Source organism: Bifidobacterium colobi (assembly GCF_018555455.1).
Lineage (GTDB): Bacteria > Actinomycetota > Actinomycetes > Actinomycetales > Bifidobacteriaceae > Bifidobacterium > Bifidobacterium colobi.
The window spans coordinates 365,054-384,557 of sequence record NZ_JAFEJU010000002.1 but is presented as its reverse complement, the minus strand read 5'-3'; the positions used below and the strand labels follow the sequence as shown (position 1 = coordinate 384,557).

Here is a 19,504-nt window from a genome sequence, read left to right as displayed (position 1 = left end):
GATCACTATTCGCCGATGGCCTCGCGCTCCATGTCTACGAACTTGTGAACCGAGGCCTCCACGGAATAGTGTTCCTTGGTGTTCTGGGCGTATTTGGCGCTCCATTCGGCACGTTCACGCTGATGCGTAATCCACCAGTCGATGCGGCGAGCCAGCAGGGCCGCGTCGCGCACCGGGAACAGCGACTCGTCAAGCAGGGCGAACTGGCTTGCCGCCGAGAGTTCCGAAGCGGCAATCACCGGCACCAGACCGCAAGCCATCGCCTCGATTACGCTCACCGATTCGATGTCCGCAATCGAACAATGCACGAACAGGTCGCCGGAGCGCAGCAGCTGCGGCATTTCCACATGCTTATGGAATCCGATGTCCGCCTTGCGAGCCAGCAAACGTCCCGCGCGGAAGGTCAGGTAACGTCGCAGCGGGCCGGTGCCGGCAATCACCAATTGAATATCCGCGGCATGGCGAGACATGGAAATCGCCTTAATCAGCGTAATCTGGTCCTTCTCACGCGCCAGTCGCCCTGACGCCACAATGCGGAACGGCACCGGCGTGGCCGCATCCGGGTCAACCGGCTTGACCGGCTTATACACGGGTGAATACCCGTTGGAAATCACATGCAACTTCGCCTTATAGCCGTGCGAGCGCAACAGGGATGCGGTCATTTCGGTCGGTACATGAATATGGTCGATGCGCTTATAGAGCCAATGCTTGAACAGCCAGTACAGGAACGCGGAAACCCCGGGGATATGGCGCAGCGGACCGGCCGAATACAGTACGTTCTCCGGCTGCAAGTGGAAGCCGGCAGTCACCGGAATGCCCATTTGCCGCGCGACTTTGGCGGCATGACGCCCAAACTTGAACGGCATATAAATATGCACCACGTCCACGCCCTGGAATGCGGTGCGGAACAGGGTGTCGCTGGGTTGCGCGAACTGCATCAGCTGTTTGGAAGCCACCCAGGAAACCAGCGGCACTTTGTTTACTCGCGCCGGATATTCCGGAGCACCGACCCCGACCAAGCGCACATGATGTCCTTGACGCTCCAGCTCAGCGGCCCATTGCAGAGCGGAGTTCGAAGTGCCGTTGCCCTGATTGCCCACAGTATCCACCACCAAGGCAATGGTCAACGGCCTATCGATGCTCTCTTCTTTCCCGTTTTCGCGCATTGCTTCATTGTATGCACCAGGCATCATCATTGCGCCCATCGCACGGGGTTCTCAGGCAGCCCGAGCCGCGCAATGGTGTGGCGCGGCAAAGATTGACTAATTTAATTGACTCATTACTAAGTCGCAGATTGACTGACTACCGCACGACTTCCAACGCCCGCCGCACACGCGCCACCGCCTGATACAACTCAGCGGTGTGCTTGAGCAGACTGATGCGCACCCATCCTTCGCCGACCTCACCAAAGCAGGAGCCCGGCATCAACGCCACACCAGCATTGCTCAGCAGCCAATCGACAAAAGCATCCGACGTGCCGACGCCATCGCCGGCACCATGCGCAGCCCTAAATGATTCCGGCACACGCGCCCATGCGAACAATCCACCATGCGCCTCAACGACTTCCAATCCACTGCCGCGCAGGCCATCGCGTACCACTGCATAACGATGCTGATATTGCGCCGCCAACTCCCCTACCGTGGACTAGTCGGAGTTCAACGCCACGGCACCGGCTTGTTGAATCACACTGGAGGCGAGCACCGCAGTCTGCCGGTGCACAGCCTTGACCGCAGCCAACACATCGGCATTGCCCGCCACGAATCCACCGCGCCAGCCGGCCACCATATACATTTTCGAAAGCGAGCCCAGTTCCACGGCCACATCGAGCGCACCAGGCGTTTGCAAAATACTGAGCGATTGTTCACCGCTGAATTCCAAACCGGCGTAGGCGAAATCGTTGAGAATCACAAACCCGTACTGTTTCGCCAATCGCACGGCGGCAGCATACAGTTCCGGAGTTGCCGCCGCACCGGTGGGATTGTTCGGATAATTCACAATCAGCAGTTTCGCGCGCGTCCACAATGCCGGGTCCACGGCATCCAAGTCAGGCAGAAAACCGTGGGCTTCACTGGCTGGAATCGTTGCAAACTGGCCGCCAGCCACCGCGGTGGAACCTTCATACTGCGGGTAGTAGGGATCCACTGCCACCACCGTGTCTCCCGGATCGATTAGCGCCTGAATCACGGTGGCGATGCCGACCGACGAGCCGGATGTGGCAAGCAGCTCAGTGGCGGGATTCACGCTGACGCCATGCTCGCGCTCATACCAGCCGGCGATGGCGTCGAGATACTGCGGCAATCCGTCGAACGGCGGGTAGCGGAATTCGGATGGATCATGTGCGGCGGCGGCGAGCGCATCCTGTACGAAGGCAGGCGGCTGACCGTCTGGGTTGCCTTTACTGAGGTCGATGATGTCGCGTCCGGCTGCGATGGCTGCTGCGGCTCTGGCGTCTGCTTCGGCGAAGGGGTTGGCGGGAAGATTCGCCGCACGTTTGGAAATCAGTGCTTCAATCTGCACCGGCATGTCCAGTCCCTTTCCATCATCCATGTGCATCCACTTGCGAAGCATCCATGTGCTTTGATTGCGCCTTGCCTCGCAAGTGATTCCCTTCAAACGTTGGCCCGACCGCGCTGAACAAATCGGCCGGTGATTGCTAAGGTACGGGAGCTTTGCCGCTCATGCAACGGCGTGTCTATACGCAAGATTTATGACAGGTTACCAACAGCAAAATTCGTGCGGCATGGCAAAATGTGGGTATGACTGAGACTCACGTGAACACTGTTGCCAATTCCTCCGCTTCCGCTCCTGCTTCGCTCGCCAGCGACCGTCCGCTTGGCACTCCGCTGGGCGAGCATCCCACTCGCGTACTGTTTCTGGGCTCCGGCGAGCTCGGCAAGGAAGTGACCATCGAGCTGATGCGCCTGGGCGCTTGGGTATGTGCCGCTGACTCGTATGCGGGCGCTCCGGCGCAGCAGGTGGCGCACGAGTATCGTGTGCTGGATATGGCGAACGCCGATGCGCTGCAGTCCCTGTTCGATGAGGTCAAGCCGGACATTATTGTGCCTGAGGTGGAGGCTATTGCCACTGATGTGCTGGCCGGGGCTGCAGCCGCTGGCGCCCAGGTGGTGCCGAGCGCTGAGATTGCGGCGATTTGCATGGATCGCGAGCGTCTGCGTGTGCTGGCTCATGAGGAGCTTGGTTTGCCGACCACGCCGTATCGTTTTGCCGGTTCTCTGGAAGAACTGCGCGCCGGTGCTGCCGAAGTGGGCTACCCGTGCGTGGTCAAGCCGGTGATGAGCTCGTCTGGTCATGGTCAGTCCGTAGTGCGTTCGGCTGAGGCTATTGATGCGGCTTGGGTTGAGGCTCAGGAAGGTCGCCGTGCCGCTGATGAGGGTGATGTGTCCCGCGTGATTGTGGAGGCTTTGGCTCCGCTGGAGCGCGAGCTGACGGTGCTGACTGTAAGTTCTTCGGCCGGTATTGTGACTTGCGCGCCGATTGGTCAACGTCAGGAATCCGGCGATTATCGCGAATCCTGGCAGCCGGCTACCGAACCGGCCGGTGAGGCCGAGCGTGCACAGGAGATTGCTCGCGCCGCGGTCGAGGGTCTGGTGGCGCGTGCGCGCAAGGCCGGGGAAACCGGTTGGGGTGTGTTCGGCGTGGAACTCTTCGTGCTGACCGATGGCTCGATTTTGTTCAACGAGGTCTCCCCTCGCCCGCACGATACCGGCATGGTAACGATGGCTTCCCAGCGCTTGAGCGAATTCGCGTTGCATGCACGCGCGATTTTGGGATTGCCGATTACGGCTGAGCATGTGGCGTTGAGCCTGCCGAACGGCGCCGTGGCCGCCAGCCACGCGATTGTGGTTGCCGGCGACGGTGAGGCCGAATTCACCAATGTGGCTGAAGCGTTGGCCGAGCCTAGCACCGACCTGCGCATCTTCGCCAAGCCGGAAGTGCATGGCCACCGCCGTATGGCCGTGGCACTTGCCATTGGCGCCGATGAAGCCGACGCACGAGCCAAGGCGGGGCGCGTGGCCGAGGCGTTGGAGATTGACGTCCGGTAGCCCTTGGGTGTCACCTATCGTTGATACCCTTTTACCGTTAGTTCACCCAGAATTCCACTCCTGAAAGGCGAGTTATGGAGAAGCTGGAAAAGCTCTACGAGGGCAAGGCCAAGCAACTGTACGCAACCGACGATCCCGACATCCTGTGGGTCGAATACAAGAACACCGCCACCGCTGGCGACGGTGAGAAGAAAGAGGACTTCACCGGCAAGGGTCGTCTGAACAACCTCATCACCACGATCATTTTCGATCTGCTCAAGGCTCGCGGCATCGACAGCCACCTCGTTAAGCGCGTGAACGACACCGCTCAGCTGGTGCGCAAGATGGACATGTTCCCGCTGGAGATTGTGCTGCGCAACACCGCTGCCGGCCACTTCTGCTCCCGCCTGGGCGTTGAGGAAGGCCTGCCGCTCAAGGAGCCGGTGCTCGAGTACTTCCTGAAGAACGATGATCTGCACGATCCGTTCGTCAACGACGATGATCTGGTGGCTTTGGGCGTGTGCACCCGCGAGGATCTCGCTGAGATTGCTCCGCTGGCTCGCAAGATCAACGAGGCACTGATTGACATCTTCGCCAAAATCGATGTCAAGCTCGTGGACTTCAAGATCGAGATGGGTCGCGCTTCCGACGGCACGCTGCTGCTGGCCGACGAGATTACCCCGGACTCCTGCCGTCTGTGGGATCAGCGTGATCACTCCGGCAAGGTGGAGCACCTCGACAAGGATCTGTTCCGCCGTGGCCTGGGCTCCATCATCCCGGCTTACGAGGAGATTGAAGGTCGTCTGGCCGAGCTGGCCAAGTCCGAAGGCATCGAAGTCGCCTGATTCATTTCTTTTGGCTCCCCTCTGACGAAGGGAGCCAATTTGTCTTTTTACGATTGTTAGGAAAGGATTTCCATGGTTTTCCGCGTTTATGTGGAAAAGAAGCCCGGCTTTGACGTCGAAGCGCAGCAGCTCGCCGGCGAACTGCGCACCATTCTGGGCGTCACCGGCCTGACGGGCCTGCGCATCGTGAACCGTTACGACGCCGAAGGCATTTCCGAAGACCTGTTCAACCAGACCGTTCCCACCGTGTTCAGCGAACCTCAGGTGGACAACGTCTCCTACGACCTGCCCGACTTCGGTTCGGCCAAGGTGTTCGCCACCGAGTTCCTGCCCGGCCAGTTCGATCAGCGCGCTGATTCCGCGGCCGAGTGCATCCAGCTCATCTCCCAGGGTGAGCGTCCGACCGTACGTTCCGCCAAGGTCTACGCGCTCGAAGGCGATTTGACCGATGCTGATGTCGAAACCATCAAGCACTACGTCATCAACCCGGTTGAGGCCCGCGAGGCAAGCCTCGAAACCAAGGAAACCCTGAAGACCCAGGTGCCGGTGCCCGGCAAGGTGGAAGTCATCAAGGGCTTCGATGAGATGGACGCCGAGACCGGCCAGAAGTTCATCGACGAGCGTGGTCTCGCCATGGATCTCGCCGATTTGGAATTCTGCCAGAAGTACTTCGCCGAAGAGGGCCGCGAGCCTACCATCACCGAAATCAAGGTGATCGACACCTACTGGTCCGACCACTGCCGCCACACCACATTCGGCACCGAACTCGACGAAGTGAACATCGATGATGCCGTAGTCAAGGCCGCATTCGACCGTTACCTCGAAATGCGCCACGAGCTCGGCCGCGACGCCAAGCCGGTGTGCCTGATGGACATGGGCACCATCGGCGCCAAGTGGCTCAAGAAGAACGGCATACTCACGGGTCTGGACGAGTCCGAGGAAATCAACGCCTGCACCGTCAAGGTCAAGGTTGACGTGAACGGCCACGACGAGGACTGGCTGTTCCTGTTCAAGAACGAGACCCACAACCACCCCACCGAAATCGAACCATTCGGTGGCGCCGCCACCTGCATCGGCGGCTGCATCCGTGACCCTCTGTCCGGCCGCTCCTACGTGTACCAGGCCATGCGTGTGACCGGTGCCGCCGACCCGACCGTGCCGGTCTCCCAGACTCTGGAAGGCAAGCTGCCACAGCGCAAGCTGGTGACCACCGCCGCCGCCGGCTACAGCTCCTACGGCAACCAGATCGGTCTGGCCACCGGTCAGGTGGATGAAATCTACCACCCGGGTTATGTGGCCAAGCGCATGGAGGTTGGCGCTGTGGTCGCTGCCACTCCGGCCGATCATGTGCGCCGTGAGACCCCGGCTCCGGGCGACAAGATCATCCTGCTGGGTGGTCGTACCGGCCGTGACGGCATCGGCGGCGCAACCGGCGCTTCCAAGGCCCACAATGTGGAGTCGCTGGAGCTCGATGGCGCTGAGGTGCAGAAGGGTAATGCTCCGGTGGAGCGCAAGCTGCAGCGTCTGTTCCGCCGTGGCGATGCCTGCCGTCTGATCAAGCGCTGCAACGATTTCGGTGCCGGTGGTGTTTCCGTGGCGGTCGGCGAGCTGGCTGACGGCCTGTACGTGGACCTGAACACCGTGCCGAAGAAGTACGAGGGTCTGGATGGCACCGAACTGGCCATCTCCGAATCCCAGGAGCGTATGGCCGTGGACGTTGCCGCCGAAGATGTGGACGAGTTCCTCGGCTACGCCCGCGAGGAGAACCTCGAAGCCACCGTGATCGCCACGGTGACCGAAGATCCGCGCATGGTGATGACCTGGAACGGCGACGAGATCGTGAACCTCTCCCGTGAGTTCCTGGCCTCCAACGGTGCTTCCAAGCATCAGATTGTGCACGTCGAAGCCCAGCAGGTCTACGCCGTGCCGTCCGAATGGACCAAGGGTTCCCTGTCCGATCGCTTCCACGCTCTGGTGACCAACCTCAATGTGGCCTCCAACAAGGGCCTGTCCGAGCGCTTTGACTCCACCATCGGCGCCGGCACGGTGCTGATGCCGTTCGGTGGTGTCAAGCAGCTCACCCCGAACGAGGCCATGGTGGCCAAGTTCCCGGTGTTCGGCGAGACCACCACCGCTTCCGCGATGGCTTGGGGCTTCAACCCGTACATCATGGAGAAGAACCAGTTCACCGGTGCTTACCTGTCCGTGGTCGAGTCGCTGGCCAAGCTGGTGGCCGCCGGCTTCGAGCATGAGAAGGCGTACCTGAGCTTCCAGGAGTACTTCGAGAAGCTGCGCGACGAGCCGGAACGCTGGGGCAAGCCGACCGCTGCCGTGCTCGGCGCTTTGATGGCTCAGGTTGATCTGGGCGCTGGCGCCATCGGCGGTAAGGATTCCATGTCCGGTTCCTTCGAGGATCTGGACGTGCCGCCGACCCTGATCTCCTTCGCCGTGGCCGTGGGCAACATGAAGCGCGCTACCTCCCCCGAGTTCAAGGGTGCCGGCCACCGCATCGTGCGTATCGCACCGCGTTACCTGGCCGATGGCCTGACTCCGGATAAGGATGCGCTGCTCGATGCCTTTGCACTGGTCGAGGAGCTCACCGACTTCCACACCGCTCTGGCCGTGTCCACTCCGGGCTACGGCGGTACCGCTGAAGCCCTGTTCAAGATGACTGTGGGCAACGGCATCGGCGTGGAACTGAACGACGGCATCACCGCCGACGACCTGTTCGCTCCGGCTTACGGCTCGTTCATCGTTGAGCTCAAGGACAACGAGAAGATTCCGGCCGTCTCCAACCTGGTCGAGGTGGGCGAAATCGGTGTAACCACCGAAGCGTACGCATTCAGCGCCGCCGGTGAGACCATCGATTTGGCTGAACTGCAGAACGCTTGGGAGGGCAGCATCGAGTCCGTGTTCCCGTACCGTTCCAAGGGTGCCGAAAAGGGTCAGACTGTGGAGACCATCGACTTCCATACCGAGGCTGCCGGCGTGAAGAAGACCGTGTACACGGGTGCCGGCGTGGCCAAGCCGCGCGTCATCATCCCGGTGTTCCCGGGTAACAACTGCGAGTACGATTCCGCCGCCGCTTTCGAGCGCGCCGGCGCCGAAGCGCACACGCTGGTGATCAACAACCTGACCCCGGCTGCCGTGGCTGAATCCACCGCCGCTCTGGTTGAGGAAATCAACAAGAGCCAGATCGTGATGATTCCTGGCGGCTTCTCCGGTGGTGATGAGCCGGATGGTTCCGCCAAGTTCATCACCGCGTTCTTCCGCGCCCCGGCCGTCACCGAAGCGGTGCGCGACCTGTTGAAGAACCGCGATGGCTTGATGCTCGGCATCTGCAATGGTTTCCAGGCGCTGATCAAGCTGGGTCTGGTGCCGTTCGGAGACATCGTGCCGATGACCGCCGAATGCCCGACGCTGACGTTCAATATCATCGGCCGTCACCAGAGCCGCCTGGTGCGTACGCGCGTGGCCTCCGACCTGTCCCCGTGGCTGTCTCGCACCGAAGTCGGCGATGTGCACACCGTGGCCATCTCCCACGGCGAAGGCCGTTTCGTGGCCTCCGACGAGGTGCTGGCTCAGCTCAAGGCCAACGGTCAGATCGCCACCCAGTACGTGAATGAGGCAGGCGTGCCCGGTATGGACCTCGACGTGAACCCGAACGGTTCGCTCCTGGCCATCGAGGGCATCACCAGCCCGGACGGCCGTGTGTTCGGTAAGATGGGCCACTCCGAGCGCTCCGGCAACGGCCTGTACGTGAACGTGCCCGGCGATAAGTACCAGCCGATCTTCGAGGCCGGCGTGGAATACTTCGCCGCGTAACCGCCAATCAGTGTAGGAGGGCGGGAAGCCACTTGGTTTCCCGCCCTCCTTCGTATTCGTATCAATCATCAAGCAAACATCAAAAGTTTTATCAGTCTAGGTACCGCATCTTTCAAAACCGCTGGCGACCTTGGTCATCGTATCGAGAATGTGATTTATCTTGAGCTACTGCGCCGTCACCGCAACGTGTATATCGGTAAGGTCGGCACCACGGAGGTAGATTTCTACACCCCCGACCCTACCGGCGACCGGTACTATCAGGTATCGCTCACGGTGATGGACGAGAACACTCTTTCGCGTGAATTGAAACCACTGCAGTCCATTAACGACAACCACCCAAAGACGTTGCTCACCATGGATCGCATCGGCAATGGCAACCACGCCGGCATCCAGCAAATCAACATCATTGACTGGCTGCTCAGCAACGATGATTAGAGCTACCATCAAACAATATTGTGCCCTGTACGTGAACGTGCCCGGCGACAAGTACCTTATATGAAACATCCGATCGGATGGTATGACAAGGGCGGTGCGGGAGCATTTCAATCTCCAGCACCGCCCTTGTCATATCAATCATTGATGGCCGAACTAGCTCTCCGGCTCAGTGGTAATCACATTCACCGTGTAGCCATCCGTTTCGGCAACCGGCGAATACATACGCTCAATTACATCCTTGGCCTGCTTATTCGCCACCTTCAGCAACTCTCCCTTATTGAGTTTCTTTTCGGCAGCGTTCTTGGCATCCTGCAATGCTGTTTTCGCATCGTCCACACTTGCGGAACTGAACATGGAAGACTCCTGGTCAAAGAATTCCAGTGAATCCGGGTCTACCGATACCGATTGAATCGTTGGTGCTGGCAATTTGATATCGATGGTCTTATTGGTCTTGTTCACTGAAATATCAGCCTTGCTCAAATCGATTCCAGCGCGAGCCTCGAACGCGTAGAACATGGTGAACGACTTCTTATTGACGAATTTGATACTGCCTTCATCGTATTTTTCGAAGCCATAGTCCGTTTCCTTGGCAGTGGTAAGATCCTGAATCTTCTCCAACTGCTTAGCGACCATCGTATTGGTCAGCGTTGGGCCCTTGGGCGCGAAAAACTGCCCGTAGACGAACAGTCCTACAAGCAGCACCACAATCACCGTCACAACGCCGGCTCCAATGCGCACAATCTTCTTCATTTGTTCTCTCCCGCACTACCACTTGTGTAGCAAACCTACGTACCATTGCGCTGAGCTCGTTCATTAAGCTGCAGTACTATTTAGACTGCGTTAATATTCGTATACCGTCAATGACGCTTGATGATATAAAACACTGGAATTAATTAATGCAAAATACCCTCAATGGTATTAACTATTCATGAAGCATATCCGCCAGGCACAATGGCCGTTTAGTATAAAAAGTATGGCGCAACAGATCAGACAGCGGCTCACCCACGTGGAGCATGGGTTTGGACCAGTGTGGAATAGCGAATCGAGAATCCTGATTCTCGGGTCAATGCCGAGTCCCAAGTCTCGGGAAGCGGCGTTCTATTATATGCACCCGCGCAATCGATTCTGGCCGGTCATGGAAGCGCTGTTCGCCGACCCAGACAACCTGAACGATCGTGCAGGCGATTCGGTTGAATCCCGCCGTGCTTTTGCCTTGCGCCACGGCATTGCCTTGTGGGATGTCATCGCCTCCTGCGATATCACCGGCGCCAGCGACGCCAGTATTCGCAACGCAATTCCAAACGACCTGGCACCAATCCTTATCAACGCACCGATTACTCATATCTTCACTACCGGCGCGAAAGCCGCACAGCTGTACCGTACATTGATTATGCCGGAACTGACTACAGCTCAAATCAATATCAACATGACCCCATTGCCATCCACCAGTCCGGCCAACGCGTCCAAACATCTGACTGATTTGATTGCCGACTACCGCCGCGCTTTTCAGGAAGCAGCCATACGGTTAGCCTGACCGAGGCTCCGTCACCTCACGAGTATTGCGTCCGAATCGTCGTCGTACTCCAGCCCAGCCTCCAGCCACGAATTCTGATCGTTTCCCGGCCGCAGCCGTGTGGCTTGCGTCTCACGCACGGCATCGAGCCGAATGCGGCCTCCGCGCACCGTGATGACGCCGGTACGTGTGCTGGACCCCGCCCGCAGAGGCATGGTGAACGTCCGGTCCGTATCGGGCGTGAACAGGATGAATCGGACGTCGCTTTTGATTGGATCCCCATCGTTGTCGGTCGTATCAGGGAAGGCGACAGGTTCGACAGGCCAGGATTTCGTCGGCACAGCCAGCAGGTGTTCGGGCCGGCCACGAAGCCGCCACCTCAGATAGAAAAAGGCGAACAGAACGGCAGCAGTCGGCACAACGACGATGATAATCGTGGCCACATCGAACGGCGGATCGCCATGAGTCGATCGTCTCATCCAGTCATCGAGCGGCGCGAGAATCAACCCGCACACACCCATGGCGATCGACACTACCGCCAGCGTGAACAGAATCCAATGGCCACGACGGCGCAGCCACACCCTGCGGCCCAGTCTCTCGTCGCCGCACATCCAATCCGTGCTCATGCCCATGGCCTCATTCTGACGCCCCATGGTGAACGCAGGGTAGCGCGGCGTTTCCAGCTACAACCAACCATCGTATTGGTCAACGTAGCACCTTGAGCGGCACAGCAATGTTCATCGACAAGGAACTCTCCAAGCAGCATCGCATAGTTATTACCGCGATAGCCCACTATGACAAATCTTTGCAAATACAACCTCATCCCATACGCTCAGGAGTAGATTAGGCACCATGATTGATTCGACTGCGATGAACAATGATGTGTTTGCAACGGTACTTACCGGCGGTTTCGGGGCTTTGCGCGGTTCGTCTTGCCCAGGCATCGAAGCAGTACAGGTGACTACGGCAAGCAATGACAGCGCCGCCCTCTCGGTCGCGCTTCAGAAGAACGGCGTGCTGGCCGAGGTGTCCTCCCCCACTTGGATGACTCGAGACGGCGACCTGCTCTATGCCGTGTTGGAAGACACGAATGAAGTGGCGGCATTCCGCATCGCGTCGGCCGAAGCTGGCAACGATTTGCATCTTGCCGAGCTTTCCCGCGTCGCAACGCCTGGTGCAAGTCCCACGCACGCCGTGGTGTGCACCGATGATTCTGGTGCCAGGCATCTGATTGTGGCATGCTATGCCGATGGTCACGTCTGCGTGCATCCAATAGCCGCCGACGGTTCGGTGCTTGAAGCTACGCAAACACTGATTGGTGAAGGCCATGGTCCGCTTCCCGCTCAGGAAGGCCCGCATGCGCATTGGATTCTCCCGCTGCCGGATGGTCGCGTACTGTCCACTGATTTGGGCGCCGACCGCATCTATGTGCATCATTGGGACTCCGGCGAACTCGTGCGCGATGGTGCCGTGCGTTTGGCACCCGGCACCGGTCCGCGCGATATGCATCTGCTGCCGGCAGCCGGCGGCACTACTAAGCATGATTGGCGTGTAGCCGTAGTCGGCGAGTGGGGCAACACGGTCACGCTGCTTGCCCCTACTGCAGATTCGGATGCGACTGCCGGAATCGCGATAGTGCAAACCGTGGAACTCGGTGGCGACCCGCTCGATCAGGCAGCTTCGCTGGCTTTTGTGCCGTGGAGCGTACTGGACAAGGATGCGCATGCTGCCGGCAGCAGCGCACAGTCACCCACCGGCGCACGAGCCGGCGCGCTAGTCGGCACGGCAACCGGCAGCGTTGTCTCCGCTGAGCATAACGGTGCCATCGGAGCCGTTGTCGGATCAGTAGTCGGCAGTATTGCCGATGATGTGGGCCGCGATAGTTCCGGCATTGCTTATGTTGGTTTGCGTGGTTCGGAGCGGATTGTGGCGCTGGGCTGGGATGGCCAGCGGCTCAACCGTTTAGCTGCGACCAACGAGCCCGGTTGGCAGGGGCACGGCGTCAATTGCGGCGGCAGTCGTCCACGTCATATTCTGCCAATCGGCAATCTGCTGCTCGTGGCCAATGAGGTATCCAATACCGTGACGGCGTTCGCGCTTGCCGCTGATGGTGAACCCACTCGCGTTGCGGACCTGCCATCCGGCTCCCCCACCGTATTCGTACAGCTGTAATCGTTGGCGACATGCCGACGGCGCTCGATTTGCGTTCAAGTATGGTTGAAGCACTTTACTAGGAACTGTTAGCGTTCACGGGCGGACCGTGATATTATCGATAAACAGCTGGTGTGGCGCAGGAGACAGCAGTAAGCTTCCCACTCCGCACGCGACATGCAAACACGAAGGAGCAACAATGAAGTATCGCAGCGTTGGCAAGTCCGGCCTGAAGATCAGCGAAATCGCACTGGGCAGCTGGGTCACCGACCTCAAGGGCACCGCAGCCGAGGATGTAGCCAAGCAAACCGTGAAGCTGGCGTACGATAACGGCGTCAACTTCTTCGATTGCGCCGACGCCTACTCGGGCGGCGCGGCAGAACGCTTCCTCGGCGAAGTGCTGAAGGAGTACCCGCGCAAGGAACTGGTCATCTCCAGCAAGGTGTTCTTCCCCACCGGCGAAGGCGTCAACGATCGCGGCCTGTCCCGCAAGCACATTTTCGAGAGCATCGACCAGACGCTGAAGAACATGCAGCTTGATTACCTCGACATGTACTTCTGCCATCGTTTCGACGAGACCACCGACCTGACCGAAACCCTGCGCGCCATGAGCGATCTGGTGGCTCAGGGCAAGGTGCTCTACTACGGCGTTTCCGAGGAATGGGGTTCCGCCCGTTTGGAGGAAGCCCAGCGCATCATCGACCGCTACAACCTGTACCCGATCACCGTGGTGCAGCCGCAGTACAACCTGCAGGACCGTTACATCGAGCATGAGATCATGGGCACCTGCCGCAAGCTTGGCATCGGCATCACCACGTTCTCCCCGCTCGCTCAGGGTCTCCTGACCGGCAAGTACCGCAAGGGGCAGCCGCTACCGGCTGGCTCCCGCGCAACCTGGCAGTCCGACCATCAGATCAACGACCTCTTGACTGACGAGAACCTCGATAAGGTCGAGCAGCTGCGCAAGGTGGCCGACGAACTCGGCACCAACCTGCCGATTCTGTCGATGGCTTGGATTCTGCAGCATCCGGAAATCAGCTGCGTAATCGCCGGCGCCTCCAAGCCGAGCCAGCTGGAGAACAACCTCAAGGCTTCCGGCTTTGAGATTCCGGCTGATGCGATGGCTGAAATCGACAAGATCACCGGCTTCCACCGCTTTGAGCGTCACGTTGGCTGATTGATTCCACAGCTCGGCTGACGCGGCTCTGCGGCTCGGATCACACATCGTCCACCGCGATGCCGCCAGAGCCGCAGCAGTATCATCCAAACGATATCCAACAATAAAGTGCCGCGACCATAGCGAATCATCGCATGGTCGCGGCACTTTTTGCATTCAAGGTTGATTGCGCGCTTATCGCACTGCAGCATTCACCTACAGTCCAAGAATCTGCTTCTTCTTGGCATCGAACTCATCCTGAGAAAGGATGCCGGCATCCAACAGTTCCTTAAGCTTTTTCACCGCGCTGAGCTGCTCTTCAAGCGACATGCTGGGCGCGGCAGGCTGTGCAGGCGCTGGAGCGGCTGGTGTTGCAGATTGTGCGGCCGGCGCCGCGGCAGGCTGCGCAGCTGGTGCTGCTGGTGCTGCAGGTGCTGCCGGAGCAGATGGCTGTGCTACCGGCGAGGCAGTCGCCGCTGCAGGAGCCGCAGTCGCGGGCGCGGCGGCTGGCTGGCCGGGCCAAACACCGGCACCCGGAGCTCCCGGCACTTGAGCTGCCGGCCCAAGCCCTTGGGCCATGTTCATGCCGAAGATCATGCCGCCCATATTACCCAGTCCATTGTTCTGGATGCCCTGCGCAATCTTCTGCTGCGCCGCCATATTGCCGGCCTGCACCGAGATATCCTCGTATGCCTTCATATCCATGTGCTGCTGCGAGTAGCGCTTGACCAACTCACGAGACTCGGGCGTAAATTCGATGCTTTCGATGCCGATGCCCACCAGAGAGAAGCCGAAACGTTCAGGCCACGTTCCAGCATTCGCCTCATCGGCGGCCACATTCTTCGCAATCGCATTGGATTGCGCCGGCAGCTGAGAGATACGGTACTGATCGGAGAGCGAATTAACCGCCACCATGAACGACTGCAGGAATTCAGACAACACCTGCGAGCGCGCCCGCGGATCATCGAACGTGTAGTAGTCCAGATTGGCGGGCACGAAGTTACACACGAACTTGACCGGATCGGTCACCTGCAAGGACATGGCACCACGCGCGCGAATCTCCAAATCGGTGCCGTAGAACCGGTCATGGTAAACGAGCGGTGCCGGGGTGCCGAATTTGATGCCGCGAATCTCACGCAGATTGATGAAAGCCACGCGTTTGGTGACGGATGGCTGACCACCGAATGCGAAACGGTCGCCGATGGTGTCGAACACTGATTTGCCGATGCCGTCACCGTTGAAAATGGTGCTTTCACCGTTCTGGTACTCGTAACCGCCGGCCTGGGTGATGACGGCTTCAATACCGCCCTGATCGTAGATGAATGCGGCTGTTCCCACCGGCACGTAGATTTTGGAGCCGTTGGAGATCACACCTTCGGAGCCGCGCGTGTTCGAACCGCGACCGCGATTGGTCTGTTGCAGCACACCCGGCATCACCACGGTACGCTCGTCGAACGGGCCTACGGTGATGATGTCCTTCCACATATCGGCGAACGTGCCGCCGAGCGCTCCCGCGAATGCTTGAACTAACGCCATTGTTCTACCTTCCTAATCGCTCTCACTCACAACTGACGCATGCCGTCGCAATACGGGCATTGCACGGTCTGCCCTTTGGTACCGTTCAACGTGGCACCGCACCCGCTGCAAGTTATGGAAACCTGCTTGTTGCCTAGCTGGCCGCCGATTCCGAGTTCCTTGGTGAACGAGCCAAAGGTGTCCTTCAATGTGCCGCCAAGCTGCCCGGCCATGTCGGCCAGGAATCCGGCCTCATCTTTCGAGGTGTCCACTGTTCCGGTGGTGACCAGCTGCCGGAGCATGTCAGCGAACTTCTTCGCTTCGTTTCTGGATTCCATATGCAGGGAAAGATGCCCCTGTTTGGTATCGATTTCGGCAGCACCTTCGCTCGTAGCCCGCACTTGGGCATTGCCATTGACCACGATGATTTGGCTGACCGGATATGTACGCATCTCCTTGATGCCACCGAGGAATCCTTCAACGCCCACGATCAGATTCTTATCGGTGAGCAGCACTTGGCACAATTTATTAGTACCCCACGTGCCTTCACCCTGTACCCATGCTCTGGTCGACAGAATCTCACGCTCGCCGGGATTCGCATGCAATGCAGATGCCATGATTAACGCTCCTTTGCTTCTTTTCTCCTACCTTAATCCTTCACGCAATTGCAAAGCTCGCAAACACGCGATTTCAGCGCATGGAAATGCCAGTTGACTCCAATTGCAGCAATCCGGTGATTCCGAGCATCAGTCTTGCTGCATTTCAGCCATCATCATTAATGCTGCGCGGGGTTGACGGATACTGCGTCAGCTTGGAGTCGTGCTGTTCGTTGTCAGCGCCGGACTCGTCATCGCGTGCCGCAACATCGCGCGCAATGTCATCGACGGCACGCATGCCGTGCAGAATGGCGGATGCCAACTGGGTAAATGGACGCGTCATTCATCCCCTCCGAATGACGCAGGCGAGGAAATACTCAAACCGGTATTGGCGCACATGTCAGCGAGCGCACGCATACGAGGCGAGCCATCATTGAGCTCGCCTGCGGAATGCGCCCACCGTGAAACCACTCGCACCCTCCTGACGCTATGGGAGGAGGGACAATGGCACCTCAGTTAGCCACTGAGTTTGTTAAGAACCCTGCTCTCCACTTCTGTGTTCCATCGTGAAGGTGGCGCGTTATTATGTCAATGACATAAGATGTTATAAATACACCGGTTCAAGAAGGCATTTTTATACCATGAATGATATAACTCAGCAGAATGCGACAATCTGGCGTGAACGATTGAAGCAATGCATGGAGGAACGCGGCTTAACGCAGCTTTCGTTCGTCAGCCAGCTTAATAAACAGTATCTGACTCGATATCATCAAAAAGACGTGAGCCGTTGGCTGAACACCGGCAATCGCACGGCTTCCGGCGAAATCGGATTCCCCAAATATGAGACCATGGCAATGATCGCCGACTTCTTCGGCGTGGACGTCGGCTACCTGACCGGAGAAACCAGCGAACGCACCTTTGACATGAGTCAGGCATGCGCATATACCGGACTGCACAGCGACTCCATTGAAGCCGTTCGTCATTGGATTTTCCAGAACACCAGCGATCCCATCATGCAGCGCTATCGCATAGAGACCCTGAACAAGTTCCTTTCCTCGCCACGTTTTGCGGAACTGCTCGCCAAGCTCATGACCCTGCAGGAAATGTCGACGATATGGAACAACGAACCCGACAAATTCGGCACACTAATGACCACATTGGCCGACGACAGCGACCTGCCCACCGGCTTCACGCTGGAGCTCATCACCGGAGCCTTCTTCGGACTTGCCAGCGAATCATTCTCACAGCTCGTACGCGAGGCATACCCTACACCCAGAAATAACGCGGACTAAGCTTCGGCATCGACTATCTACGCACCAAAATCATCATCCCCTTGCGCATCGGCGGCGGCAACCGCGCGCTGAGTCGCCTGCGCCGTGTGCGCAAGCACCTGATCATACCCGGTCAATGCGGCGAACGGCATGAACTGGGCGGCACGTTTGCTGCGCGCCATCCGCGGATGCTTACGCGACACATGGTGCGGCAAATCGATGATGTCATCGTATTGATGTGTTTCCTGCAATGTCATGCTCGATGCTCCTGCAATTACCGACGGGCTACGCCCGCACTATTTCCGCTCGCCTGTCGGCTCGCACATCGCCTACAAACCAAAATCCTACGGATTTTCGTCGCGGCACAGCCGCTCCCCTCACCTACAAACAGCACACCGTGCTGTTTGCTTAACGGTTCGGCACCGCTGTTTGCTTAACGGCGATGTCCCCCGATTTGCCCATTACGCGCTATGCCGGTGGCACCTTCTTCCATATTCATGGCCTTGACCACCGCATTATTGCCGAACCGATGTTTGATTGTGAGCAACGTGCGCTCAATGGTCTCCTCGCTTGCGGATTTGCCGGAACCAGTATCCGCCGCAATCGCAGCATCGGGCCCATCTTCATCCGCCTGAGCAAACAGATCAAGCTGCTCATAGCGTTTACCTGCCGCGAGCTCTTTCGGCGTGGCAATATCGTCGGCAATCACCGTCAAACGACGCACCAGCAGCAGCGGATCAGCGATACGCTCGAACAGCAGCGCCATCGCTTTGCGAATGCGTTCAGCCGATGCCGTGTAATCACCTAATCCAATCGAACCGACCGCTGGCTTGGGCACTTTGCGCCCGTAATGGTCATAGGCAACCGGACCACGATATTCCCGTGCCGCACGCCCAGCCAACACGCGCATTGCCGGATCCTCACAATCGTCAAGCTTCGCAGCATCCAGACTGCCGGTGTCATAGCCAACGACCAAAGTAAGCCGATTGGTTTTCACACCTTTACCCACCAAGTCAAGCGCGAGCGCATCCGCCATCTCCTTGGTAATCAGCCGAGCCGTATGCCAAATGGCAGGCCCGGTCAACACCTGACCGATGCTCGTACTATGCGCCTCGGGCTCATACGCCTTGATATCCGCGATGGTGCACGGCTCCCACCCCCACGCGTGATCGATGAGCAGCTCCGCATTCACACCGAACATACGGTAGAGCAGATCCTCGTTGTAATAATCCGAGGCGCGCCCCAAAGAACAACGGGCGATGTCCCCCATGGTCAGCAAGCCGATATGCTCGAGCTTGCGCGCATAACCATGCCCCACCCGCCAGAAATCCTTCAACGGACGATGATTCCAGAGCAGCCGACGGTATGACATCTCATCCAGTTCGGCCACGCGTACGCCATCCCTATCAGCCGGCATATGCTTGGCCACAATATCCATGGCGACCTTGGCCAGATACATATTCGTGCCGATACCCGCCGTGGCGGTGATACCGGTTTCAGCGAGAATGTCCCGCACGATGGTCATGGCCATCTCATGCGGCGTCATGTTCAACGCGCGCAAATACGGCGTGGCATCAATGAACACCTCATCAATCGAGTAGACATGGATATCCTGAGGCGCGGCGTACTTCAGATAGATGCCGTAGATGCGCCCGCTGATCTCCAGATAATGCGCCATGCGCGGAGGCGCAATAATCATCGAAGCCTTCAGTCTCGGATTCACGGCCAGCTCGCGGGCGTAGTAGGACTCGCCAGCCAACCGGCCTCCCGGCACACGAGCCGCACGCTCCATATTGACCTGCGCCAACCGTTGCTTGGCCTCGAACAAGCGCGGACGGCCGGGAATGCCGTACGCCTTGAGCGACGGTGAGACCGCCAGGCAAATGGTCTTATCCGTGCGCGTCTCATCCGCCACCACCAAGTGCGTGGTCAGCGGGTCAAGCCCTCGCGCCTGACATTCCACGGAGGCATAGAAGGACTTCAGGTCAATGGCCAGATAGATACGGTCGCGCTGATTGCCCATATCAACACCTCCTTCCCGTTGAAGAACTGCCTTCCAAGCATAGCAAATCGGTCGAACGTTTGTTCGATGCGACGCAGCGAATGATTCTCAATAAGAAGTGTGTGCGGATTGGCTACCCGCCAACGCACACC

At 58.6% G+C, this 19,504-nt stretch carries 16 protein-coding genes and 1 pseudogene; 8 read left to right on the top strand and 9 right to left on the bottom strand.

Going from position 1 to position 19,504, the window contains the following annotated elements:
• Nucleotides 1-5: 5 nt before the first annotated feature.
• Both JS530_RS03800 and JS530_RS03795 read right to left on the bottom strand, forming a co-directional pair.
• Nucleotides 6-1,166: a glycosyltransferase gene (locus JS530_RS03800; RefSeq protein WP_214375870.1), complete on the bottom strand. Its 1,161-nt coding sequence runs from the start codon at nt 1,164-1,166 to the stop codon at nt 6-8.
• Nucleotides 1,167-1,302: 136 nt separating this feature from the next.
• Nucleotides 1,303-2,523 (bottom strand): annotated as a pseudogene (locus tag JS530_RS03795) (pyridoxal phosphate-dependent aminotransferase).
• Nucleotides 2,524-2,756: 233 nt separating this feature from the next.
• Here JS530_RS03795 and purT point away from each other — a divergent pair.
• The 4 genes from purT (at nt 2,757) to JS530_RS03775 (ending at nt 9,148) form a co-directional block, all read left to right on the top strand.
• Entirely contained in the window at nt 2,757-4,064 is a 1,308-nt protein-coding gene (gene purT, locus JS530_RS03790; RefSeq protein WP_240541078.1) for a formate-dependent phosphoribosylglycinamide formyltransferase, read from the top strand.
• Between the two features lie 74 nt (nt 4,065-4,138).
• Nucleotides 4,139-4,888: a phosphoribosylaminoimidazolesuccinocarboxamide synthase gene (gene purC / locus JS530_RS03785; protein ID WP_163228947.1), complete on the top strand. Its 750-nt coding sequence runs from the start codon at nt 4,139-4,141 to the stop codon at nt 4,886-4,888.
• Between the two features lie 72 nt (nt 4,889-4,960).
• A complete protein-coding gene (locus JS530_RS03780; RefSeq protein ID WP_214375869.1) occupies nt 4,961-8,713 on the top strand; it encodes a phosphoribosylformylglycinamidine synthase in 3,753 nt (1,250 codons plus the stop codon).
• A 150-nt stretch (nt 8,714-8,863) separates the two neighbouring features.
• Nucleotides 8,864-9,148, top strand: a complete 285-nt coding sequence (locus JS530_RS03775) for an ATP-binding protein (RefSeq protein WP_240541077.1) — start codon at nt 8,864-8,866, stop codon at nt 9,146-9,148.
• A 153-nt stretch (nt 9,149-9,301) separates the two neighbouring features.
• Here JS530_RS03775 and JS530_RS03770 read toward each other — a convergent pair whose 3' ends face one another.
• Nucleotides 9,302-9,898 (bottom strand): DUF4230 domain-containing protein, encoded by a 597-nt coding sequence (locus tag JS530_RS03770; protein WP_214375868.1) that lies wholly within the window; start codon nt 9,896-9,898, stop codon nt 9,302-9,304.
• 223 nt (nt 9,899-10,121) lie between these two features.
• Between JS530_RS03770 and JS530_RS03765 the strand changes: the two genes are divergently transcribed.
• Nucleotides 10,122-10,682, top strand: a complete 561-nt coding sequence (locus JS530_RS03765; protein ID WP_214376040.1) for a DNA-deoxyinosine glycosylase — start codon at nt 10,122-10,124, stop codon at nt 10,680-10,682.
• An 11-nt stretch (nt 10,683-10,693) separates the two neighbouring features.
• On the opposite strand, the gene JS530_RS03760 is transcribed toward JS530_RS03765, so the two are convergent.
• Nucleotides 10,694-11,293 carry a hypothetical protein gene (locus tag JS530_RS03760; protein WP_214375867.1) on the bottom strand — a complete coding sequence of 200 codons (600 nt, stop codon included), beginning with the start codon at nt 11,291-11,293 and terminating at the stop codon, nt 10,694-10,696.
• Between the two features lie 220 nt (nt 11,294-11,513).
• On the opposite strand from JS530_RS03760, the gene JS530_RS03755 reads away from it, so the two are divergent.
• On the top strand, nt 11,514-12,833 hold the full coding sequence (locus tag JS530_RS03755) for a lactonase family protein (RefSeq protein WP_240541076.1): 1,320 nt from the start codon (nt 11,514-11,516) through the stop codon (nt 12,831-12,833).
• Nucleotides 12,834-13,011: 178 nt separating this feature from the next.
• Nucleotides 13,012-13,989, top strand: coding sequence for an aldo/keto reductase family protein (locus JS530_RS03750; protein WP_214375866.1), 978 nt, complete (start codon nt 13,012-13,014; stop codon nt 13,987-13,989).
• 195 nt (nt 13,990-14,184) lie between these two features.
• Here JS530_RS03750 and JS530_RS03745 read toward each other — a convergent pair whose 3' ends face one another.
• The 3 genes from JS530_RS03745 to JS530_RS03735 form a co-directional block, all read right to left on the bottom strand.
• Nucleotides 14,185-15,504 carry an SPFH domain-containing protein gene (locus JS530_RS03745; RefSeq protein WP_214375865.1) on the bottom strand — a complete coding sequence of 440 codons (1,320 nt, stop codon included), beginning with the start codon at nt 15,502-15,504 and terminating at the stop codon, nt 14,185-14,187.
• A gap of 26 nt (nt 15,505-15,530) precedes the next feature.
• Nucleotides 15,531-16,100, bottom strand: coding sequence for a hypothetical protein (locus JS530_RS03740; RefSeq protein WP_214375864.1), 570 nt, complete (start codon nt 16,098-16,100; stop codon nt 15,531-15,533).
• A gap of 145 nt (nt 16,101-16,245) precedes the next feature.
• The gene (locus tag JS530_RS03735; RefSeq protein WP_214375863.1) at nt 16,246-16,422 is read right to left on the bottom strand and encodes a hypothetical protein; all 177 of its coding nucleotides are present in this window, start codon (nt 16,420-16,422) and stop codon (nt 16,246-16,248) included.
• 298 nt (nt 16,423-16,720) lie between these two features.
• Here JS530_RS03735 and JS530_RS03730 point away from each other — a divergent pair, with 298 nt between their 5' ends.
• Entirely contained in the window at nt 16,721-17,371 is a 651-nt protein-coding gene (locus JS530_RS03730; RefSeq protein WP_240541075.1) for a helix-turn-helix domain-containing protein, read from the top strand.
• Nucleotides 17,372-17,388: 17 nt separating this feature from the next.
• Here JS530_RS03730 and JS530_RS03725 read toward each other — a convergent pair whose 3' ends face one another.
• Complete coding sequence (locus tag JS530_RS03725) at nt 17,389-17,607, bottom strand: hypothetical protein (protein ID WP_214375862.1); 219 nt, start codon at nt 17,605-17,607, stop codon at nt 17,389-17,391.
• Between the two features lie 176 nt (nt 17,608-17,783).
• Complete coding sequence (locus JS530_RS03720) at nt 17,784-19,373, bottom strand: Y-family DNA polymerase (RefSeq protein WP_214375861.1); 1,590 nt, start codon at nt 19,371-19,373, stop codon at nt 17,784-17,786.
• Between the last annotated feature and the right edge of the window lie 131 nt (nt 19,374-19,504).